Below are 7,819 nucleotides of genomic sequence, written 5' to 3' on the forward strand. Positions count from 1 at the left end.
TCAATCCCGGGTGCCGCATCAGGGCCCGGACGGTTTGCCAGAAGGAGAGGCTCGGATATGGCAAAAGTTATTGGTATCGACCTCGGCACGACGAATTCCTGTGTCGCGGTTATGGATGGATCTAGCCCGAAGGTGATTGAGAACGCCGAGGGCATGCGTACGACACCGTCCATGGTGGCGTTCACCGACGACGACGAGGCTTTGGTCGGACTGCCGGCGAAACGCCAGGCCGTAACCAACCCGGAAAACACCTTATTCGCGATCAAGCGGCTGATCGGCCGCCGCTGGGACGACCCCACGGTGGCGAAGGATCAGAAGCTCGTTCCCTACCAGCTCGTGAAGGCCGACAATGGCGATGCCTGGGTCGAAGCCAACGGCAAGAAATATTCTCCCTCGCAGATTTCCGCCTACATCCTCCAGAAAATGAAGGAAACGGCCGAATCGCATCTCGGCCAGAAAGTCGAGCAGGCGGTCATCACCGTTCCGGCCTATTTCAACGACGCGCAGCGTCAGGCGACCAAGGATGCGGGCAAGATTGCCGGTCTCGAGGTCCTGCGGATCATCAACGAGCCGACGGCTGCGGCGCTTGCCTACGGCCTCGACAAGAAGGACGGCCAGACCATCGCGGTGTACGACCTCGGCGGCGGTACGTTCGACGTGTCTATCCTCGAAATCGGCGACGGCGTGTTCGAGGTGAAATCGACCAACGGCGACACGTTCCTCGGCGGCGAGGATTTCGACATGCGCCTCGTCGATTATCTCGCCGATGAGTTCAAGAAAGAGAACGGTATCGATCTGCGCGGCGACAAGCTCGCCCTTCAGCGCCTGAAAGAAGGGGCTGAGAAAGCTAAGATCGAGCTGTCTTCGACGCAGCAGACCGAAGTCAATCTGCCCTTCATCACGGCCGATCAGTCGGGTCCGAAGCATCTAACCATGAAGCTGACCCGTGCCAAGCTGGAGAGCCTTGTGGAAGACCTCATCAAGCGCACCGTCGCCCCGTGCGAAGCGGCGCTGAAGGATGCGGGTCTGAAAGCGGGTGATATCAGCGAAGTTATCCTCGTCGGCGGCATGACGCGCATGCCGAAAGTCGCAGAGACCGTGAAGACCTTCTTCGGCAAAGAGCCGCATAAGGGTGTGAACCCGGACGAGGTCGTGGCCATTGGCGCGGCGATCCAGGCCGGCGTGCTGCAGGGCGACGTCAAGGACGTGCTCCTGCTCGACGTGACCCCGCTTTCGCTGGGCATCGAGACGCTGGGCGGCGTGTTCACTCGGCTGATCGATCGTAACACCACGATCCCGACCAAGAAGAGCCAGGTCTTCTCCACCGCAGAAGACAATCAGAACGCGGTGACTATCCGTGTCTTCCAGGGCGAACGCGAGATGGCCGCGGACAACAAGATGCTCGGCCAGTTCGATCTCGTCGGCATTCCACCGGCACCCCGCGGCGTTCCGCAGGTGGAAGTAACATTCGACATCGATGCCAACGGTATCGTCAATGTTTCGGCGGCCGACAAGGCGACCGGCAAAGAGCAGTCGATCCGCATTCAGGCCTCGGGCGGTCTGTCGGATTCGGATATCGACCGTATGGTCAAGGAAGCCGAGAGCCATGCCGAAGACGACAAGAAGCGCCGCGAGCTCGTGGAAGCACGCAACCAGGCCGAGGCGCTGATCCATTCGACCGAGAAGATGCTCGCAGATTTCGGCGACAAGGTTTCGGACGAGGACAAGTCGGCGGTCGAGGCCGCCGCGGCCGAGGTGAAAACCGTCGCCGAGGGCGAGGACGTAGAAGCCATCAAGCAGAAGCTCGATGCGCTGGCCCAGACCTCGATGAAGCTGGGTGAAGCGATGTACCAGTCCAGTCAAGCGGAAGGCGGCGATGAGGGTCCCTCCGCGGATGCGGACGGGAGCGCCAGCTCAGACGAGAACGTGGTCGACGTCGACTTTGAGGAAGTCAAGGACGACGACGACAAGAAGTCCGCGTAACTCGAGTTCCAACAAGGCAGCGGGGTCCCCTATTCCTCAAAGGGGGCTCCGCCGAAAGCTCAATAAGAGGCCCTTATGCGGCGCGTTCGCGAACGGACGGGGCATGATGGTCCGGAGGGGTGATGGCGAAGCAGTGTTACTACGAGGCTCTGGGCATTGAGCGCGGAGCCGGCGACGCCGAGATCAAGACTGCGTTCCGACGCCTTGCGAAGGAATGTCACCCGGACCGGCATGGGGGAGACCCCACCGCCGAAGACCGTTTCAAGAGCATTAACGAAGCGTATGAGATCCTGAAGGACCCACAGCGCCGCGCCGCCTATGACCGGTTCGGCCATGCAGCCTTCGACGGTCGTTCGGGTTTTGGCGGTGGCCCCGGTGCCCACGGGTTTGGTTCGGACTTCTCCGAATCCATGTCCGCCATGTTCGACGACCTCTTCGGCGAGTTCATGGGCGCACGTCGCCCGCAGCAGCGCTCGGGACGCGCGCGGGGTGCCGACCTCCGCTACAACATGCAAATCTCGCTGGCGGAGGCGTTTGAGGGACGCAACGCACAGATCCGTGTACCGACCAGCGTCACATGCGAACAATGCTCAGGTTCCGGCGCCAAGGCCGGGACGGCTCCAGTCACCTGCCGTACCTGTGGCGGTGCCGGCAAGGTCCGTGCGAGCCAGGGCTTTTTCACCATCGAGCGCCCGTGCCCCGCATGCGAGGGCCGTGGCGAGATCATCGAGGACCCATGCGCCGACTGTGATAGCGCCGGCCGCGTCATGCGGGAACGGACACTATCCGTAACCATCCCCGTGGGCGTTGAGGACGGCACGCGCATCCGGCTTGCCGGCGAAGGCGAGGCGGGCTTGCGCGGTGGGCCGCCCGGCGATCTTTACATCTTCCTCGCGATCAAGCCCCACGAGCTTTTCCAACGCGACGGCGCCGATCTGTTTTGCCGAGTGCCGATCTCCATGACGACGGCCGCGCTTGGCGGACAGATCGAGGTGCCCACGATCGACGGCGGACGAAGCCGCGTGAAGATCCCCGAGGGCAGCGAGAGCGGGCGGCAATTCCGGCTCAAAGGCAAAGGCATGCCCGTGCTGCGCTCCAAGCAGCAGGGCGACCTCTATATTCAAGTTGAGGTCGAGACGCCGAAGAACCTCACGCGCAAGCAGCGCGATCTCTTGCGGGAGTTCGAGGAAGAGTCGAATGCCCAGACGAGCCCCGAGTCGGCAGGCTTCTTCGCCCGGGTGAAGGAATTCTTCGACGGCATCGGCGAGTAGCGTCCTACTCGGGGCCCGCTACAAATTCGTTCGCTAATTTCCGCCTCAGCCTCTTTCGTTGCGCCGGAACCATCCCCACATGTGTTCTCGGCCGGACGACAGGAGGACGGCACCGGCGCGCTTTGCCAATGGGTCACGGTTGAGGCGAGCCATGCTCAATAAGAACGGAGACGCCGATGCGGTTGTTGTTTTTCGCAGGGAGCGCTCGAGAGGGATCTCACAACAAAAAGCTTGCCCGGCTCGGGCAAAAGATTGCGGAGGCGAACGGCATCGAGGCTATCTTTGCCGATCTCGCCGATTATGAGATGCCGATTTATCAAGGCGACCTTGAGGAGGCCAAGGGCGTGCCGGAACGTGCGCGAGCCTTCAAGGCCCTGCTCGGTGAGTACGATGGCGTGATGATCGTGACGCCTGAGTACAATGCCGGCATTCCTGGCCTGTTGAAGAACACACTCGATTGGGTGAGCCGGGTCGGGACGGAGCCCAATGTGTACCGCACCCGTGTCTTCGCCATATCCGGCACGTCTCCTGGCTATTACGGCGCCATGCGATCGCTGTTGCAGCTCCGTGAGGTTCTTGCGGTAGGACTTGGCGCGACCGTTATTCCGCAGCAAATGGCGCTACCTGGGGCCATGAAGGCATTCGCGGAGGACGGTAGCCTGGTCGACGACGCCCGGCAAAAGATGTTCGCCGACGTGGTCGAAGCCTTGGCCGTGGCGGCACGAAAGTTCGCCGCATAGGGCAGGATCGTTTTTCTGGGGGAACTGACATGAAAGCAGAAACTTTGGCGCCAAACGAGCGCATCGTCGTGGCGCTGGACGTCGCCGATCTCGACGAGGCGCGCAAGCTCGTGGCCAAGCTCAGCGACAGCGTCGGCGTCTACAAGATCGGGCTTGAGCTGATCTATCGCGGTGGACTCGGCTTCGCCGAGGACCTCGTGAAGGAGGGGCGGCGCGTATTCTTGGACGCCAAGCTCCTCGACATCGAGGCGACGGTGGAACGGGCCACGGCGGCGATTGCCAATACCGGTGCGCAGTTCCTCACCATTCACGCCACCGACCGCAAGACGCTGGATGCGGCCGTGCGCGGGCGCGGCGACAGCGCCCTGAAACTTCTGGGTGTCACCGTGCTCACCAATCTCGACAGATCCGACCTTTCGGAACAAGGCATTGAGATGCCGCCTCTGGCCCTCGTTCAAGAACGGGCCCGGCTGGCGCAGGATGCGGGTTTCGATGGCATCGTGGCCTCGGGCAAGGAAGCAGCGGCGCTGCACGAGCGGTTGCGCCATTTCCTGATTGTCACGCCGGGCATCCGCCCTGCCGGCACGGACGCGCAAGATCAGACGCGCGTCGTAACACCAAGCGATGCGGTAGCGGCAGGTGCGGACTATCTGGTGATCGGACGGCCCATTACCCGCGCGGACGACCCGCGTGCGGCCGCCGAAGCCATCGCCGCCGAGATTGCGAACGTCAGCGCTTAGGAAGCGGAGTCTCGAAATTCGGTGAGGCGCGTGGCGATCAAAGCCGAAAGGCCGATGACGCTCCCGTCGACGGCAACGATCTTGATGCGCGCCTTGGCGCCTTGGATGACCCAAACGGAAGTCCGCGGCAGGTCGAGCCAATCGGCGATCAGCGTTTCCAACGCAGCATTGGCCTGACCGTTTTCGGGCACCGCGCGCACGCGCGCCTTCAGGACCGGATCACCGCCGAATTCCTCGATACCTTCGACCGCATCGCGCGCGGACTTCGGCGTGAGCCGCACCGCGAGCGCGACCCCCGTCTCGGTCTGACGGATCTTCAATTGGGGTGCGGGACGGCCGGGAACGGTTCCCGCCATGGAGCGCCTACACGAAGGCCGGCAGTAGCCAGCCCAGCAGCACCACGTCGCGGAAAAACAGCAGGACGAGAATCAGGATCACCGGCGAGATATCGATCCCGCCGAGATTGGGCATGAAACTGCGGATGGGGGCCAGCGCGGGTTCAGTGATCCGGTACAGCGCGTCCGCGATCGAGTAGACGAAGCGGTTGTTGGTATTGACCACGTTAAAGGCGATCAACCAGCTCAGGATTGCGCTTGCGATCACAACCCAGATGAAGAGGTCGATCACAAGCGCGATGAATCCGATCAATGGCACCATAAAACGGCCCCTCCTCGCACGGCCTCGGCCCCCATGTAGCGGACGGGCACGCCATAGGGCAAGCCCTCAGACGCAATGCCGAAAATTGGGTCCGGGACCGGGACTTTGGGATCGCCACAACCATCTGCCCGGCGCGCGCAAGAATCTCCGTTTCCCTGGGACCCTTGCTTGACAGACCCTAGGGCCGTTCCCTAAATGCGGGGCTCAAAAGGGGCCGTAGCTCAGTTGGGAGAGCGCAGCAATCGCACTGCTGAGGTCGTCGGTTCGATCCCGTCCGGCTCCACCAAAACTTCTAATTATATCAGATAATTAGGTGCCTTGCCGGGAAAGCGGGGTCCGGGCATTTTCCGAAAAAGTCAGCATAAACTCAGCACGGCGCGCAAGGTCAGCGCATGATGCGGGATACTAAAGTTGTCTCCGCGCCGGGGCTTTTTCTCTTTGCAAAAGCAGCCCTCGCATCACCTGCACGGTTGCTCCGCATCAACGCCCGCGACGTGACCTACTATTGCGTCATAACGGTGCCGTGCTGGACATCATGCAGCATCCCATAAAGCCATCCACGCCTATGCTGCCGGCGGGCCCGGCATGATGCCACTTGGGCCGGGCCTTTCATTTGCTATAAGCATCTGCGGGTCGCTGCTTTGATGGCGACGATAAAGTCACCAAATGGGGAGGGTTCGATGACACCGGAACAAGCAGCCATGCAGGCTACAATTTCTGAGAATAAGGGTTGGTTCTACTTTCTCGGCATTCTGCTAATTATCTTGGGCATCGCCGCAGTCGCTTTTCCTTTCGTTACAACTATTGCAGCGAAAGTTTTTCTAGGTTGGCTCTTCCTCATTGCGGGCATTCTGCAAGTCGTTCATGCGTTTTCGACCCGAACATGGAGTGAGTTCTTTCTCGACCTTCTGATCGGTGTGCTTTACGTCGTCGCCGGTGGATGGTTAGCGTTCTTCCCACTTACGGGCATCATCACACTCACGCTTTTGCTCGCCATAATGTTCATCATTCACGGCGTTCTGGAGGGCATGATCGCGTTCCGGATACGGCCACATGTGGGATGGATATGGATGCTGATGGCTGGCATGGTCGCCGTGACCGTTGGCGTGCTTCTCATTCTGAAACTGCCTAGTTCGGCTACTTGGGCTATTGGACTTCTCGTCGGCATCAACTTGATTATGTCGGGCGTCGCATACCTATTTTTGCCCATGGCGGCCAAAGACAAATAGTCCCCCAATGTCAACCAGACAGGGATACGAGGCTAACTGTCTTCTGCGGCAAATTACGCGGGTTCGGTCTGCTTCGCAGGCCGAACTTCGCAGCGCCCATTGATCCGCATCAAAGGCACAGCGACGGCCGCTACGGCCTAATGAAGGTGCAGCTCTAGGCCGTTGCTCCCCGCCCATAAGGCCACCGACGCCTACGCTCTCGGCAGGCCCGGCTTGTACGCGAATGCAGGCTGGACCTCGCCAATTCTCATTTATTCTATAAGCTGCTGCGAGAGTGTTGTGATAGCCCCATCATCAGCAAGCCCTAGAGACTTGCGAGCGTCCGAGCAGTTTTGCTCAGTATCGTCACTGTTCGACGCCCGTAAGCCGTAGAACATTCCGACGACTGCGTTCTCAGCCCCAGCGTTGTCAATTAGCCTAGTGCAGACAGTGACAACATCACCCTGATGGTTCCCCTGGGTGCAGGCAGCTATGTCCGCATCAAACCCATCATATGCGAAAGCCGGATCCGAGAACATGAGCGCAAGAGGCAGTACAAATCTAGATATGATCATGAGACACTCTGCCAAAATGCGAGCCGCGCAACTCTATCGCCGTCGGTGACCGCAGGCTCGTTGCCTAAGACGCTGCCCTGCTCCACTCATCCTGCGCGAGGGAAAGCATTGAGGGGCTTCCTCAAAGTTGCTTATGCTGCATTATAGGTCCGTATCTTGAGCAAGGAGGCTCGGATGAGACTGGCGTTGTTGAGTTCAACAATCTTACTTGCGGCCTCAACCTGCCTTAGGGCAGAGCCACTGGGGATGGGTGATGCCGAAGAAGGTTTTGTTTACGCAAAAGAGGTTTGCGCTAATTGTCATGCGATTGTTTCCAATGAAACCTCTCCAGTGCGAGAAGCCCCAACGTTTGATGAAATTGCCCAGCAGTCGGACGGATTCGTAAAAACCGTAGTTGAGCGAATAGAGGCCGTACATCCCACGATGCCAAATATCCCAATGGGCCGGGAGGAAGTGAACGACCTCGCAGCCTATATCTTGAGTTTCGATGATAGAGAGCCGTCCAATAGCCCATAGGGCATTGTCAGAGTAAATTGGCTTGAGCCGAGCAGGGGGCATCCTTAGCCTCCGGCGATGCGCAATCCCTTCCGTTATTTCAACAGCTCGCCTGAGGTGATCCGCCTCACGGTGATGATGTACATCCGC

At 60.0% G+C, this 7,819-nt stretch carries 8 protein-coding genes and 1 tRNA gene; 6 read left to right on the top strand and 3 right to left on the bottom strand.

The genetic code is table 11. The features are described from left to right. Window positions 1-57: 57 nt before the first annotated feature. From dnaK to pyrF, 4 genes are all read left to right on the top strand, one after another. Window positions 58-1,983, top strand: coding sequence for a molecular chaperone DnaK (gene dnaK, locus WBQ77_RS10405; RefSeq protein ID WP_424060137.1), 1,926 nt, complete (start codon window positions 58-60; stop codon window positions 1,981-1,983). 122 nt (window positions 1,984-2,105) lie between these two features. Beyond that, window positions 2,106-3,254 carry a molecular chaperone DnaJ gene (gene dnaJ / locus WBQ77_RS10410; protein WP_424041252.1) on the top strand — a complete coding sequence of 383 codons (1,149 nt, stop codon included), beginning with the start codon at window positions 2,106-2,108 and terminating at the stop codon, window positions 3,252-3,254. A 176-nt stretch (window positions 3,255-3,430) separates the two neighbouring features. Beyond that, on the top strand, window positions 3,431-3,994 hold the full coding sequence (locus WBQ77_RS10415; protein WP_424041253.1) for an NADPH-dependent FMN reductase: 564 nt from the start codon (window positions 3,431-3,433) through the stop codon (window positions 3,992-3,994). A gap of 29 nt (window positions 3,995-4,023) precedes the next feature. Further along, window positions 4,024-4,734, top strand: a complete 711-nt coding sequence (pyrF, locus tag WBQ77_RS10420; RefSeq protein WP_424041254.1) for an orotidine-5'-phosphate decarboxylase — start codon at window positions 4,024-4,026, stop codon at window positions 4,732-4,734. Here pyrF and WBQ77_RS10425 read toward each other — a convergent pair. Both WBQ77_RS10425 and WBQ77_RS10430 read right to left on the bottom strand, forming a co-directional pair. Further along, window positions 4,731-5,090, bottom strand: a complete 360-nt coding sequence (locus WBQ77_RS10425; RefSeq protein ID WP_424041256.1) for a DUF167 family protein — start codon at window positions 5,088-5,090, stop codon at window positions 4,731-4,733. The two genes, pyrF and WBQ77_RS10425, sit on opposite strands and share 4 nt — an antisense overlap. 7 nt (window positions 5,091-5,097) lie before the next feature. Next, entirely contained in the window at window positions 5,098-5,391 is a 294-nt protein-coding gene (locus WBQ77_RS10430; RefSeq protein WP_424041258.1) for a YggT family protein, read from the bottom strand. Between the two features lie 210 nt (window positions 5,392-5,601). Here WBQ77_RS10430 and WBQ77_RS10435 point away from each other — a divergent pair. Together WBQ77_RS10435 and WBQ77_RS10440 are read left to right on the top strand one after the other, a co-directional pair. Continuing rightward, window positions 5,602-5,677 (top strand) — tRNA-Ala (locus WBQ77_RS10435). Between the two features lie 394 nt (window positions 5,678-6,071). Further along, complete coding sequence (locus WBQ77_RS10440) at window positions 6,072-6,620, top strand: HdeD family acid-resistance protein (protein ID WP_424041260.1); 549 nt, start codon at window positions 6,072-6,074, stop codon at window positions 6,618-6,620. A gap of 770 nt (window positions 6,621-7,390) precedes the next feature. Here WBQ77_RS10440 and WBQ77_RS10445 read toward each other — a convergent pair. Next, window positions 7,391-7,819 (bottom strand): hypothetical protein (locus WBQ77_RS10445; RefSeq protein WP_424060139.1); only part of this gene is annotated, 429 nt, incomplete at its 5' end.

This window comes from Methyloceanibacter sp., assembly GCF_049590335.1.
GTDB lineage: Bacteria > Pseudomonadota > Alphaproteobacteria > Rhizobiales > Methyloligellaceae > Methyloceanibacter.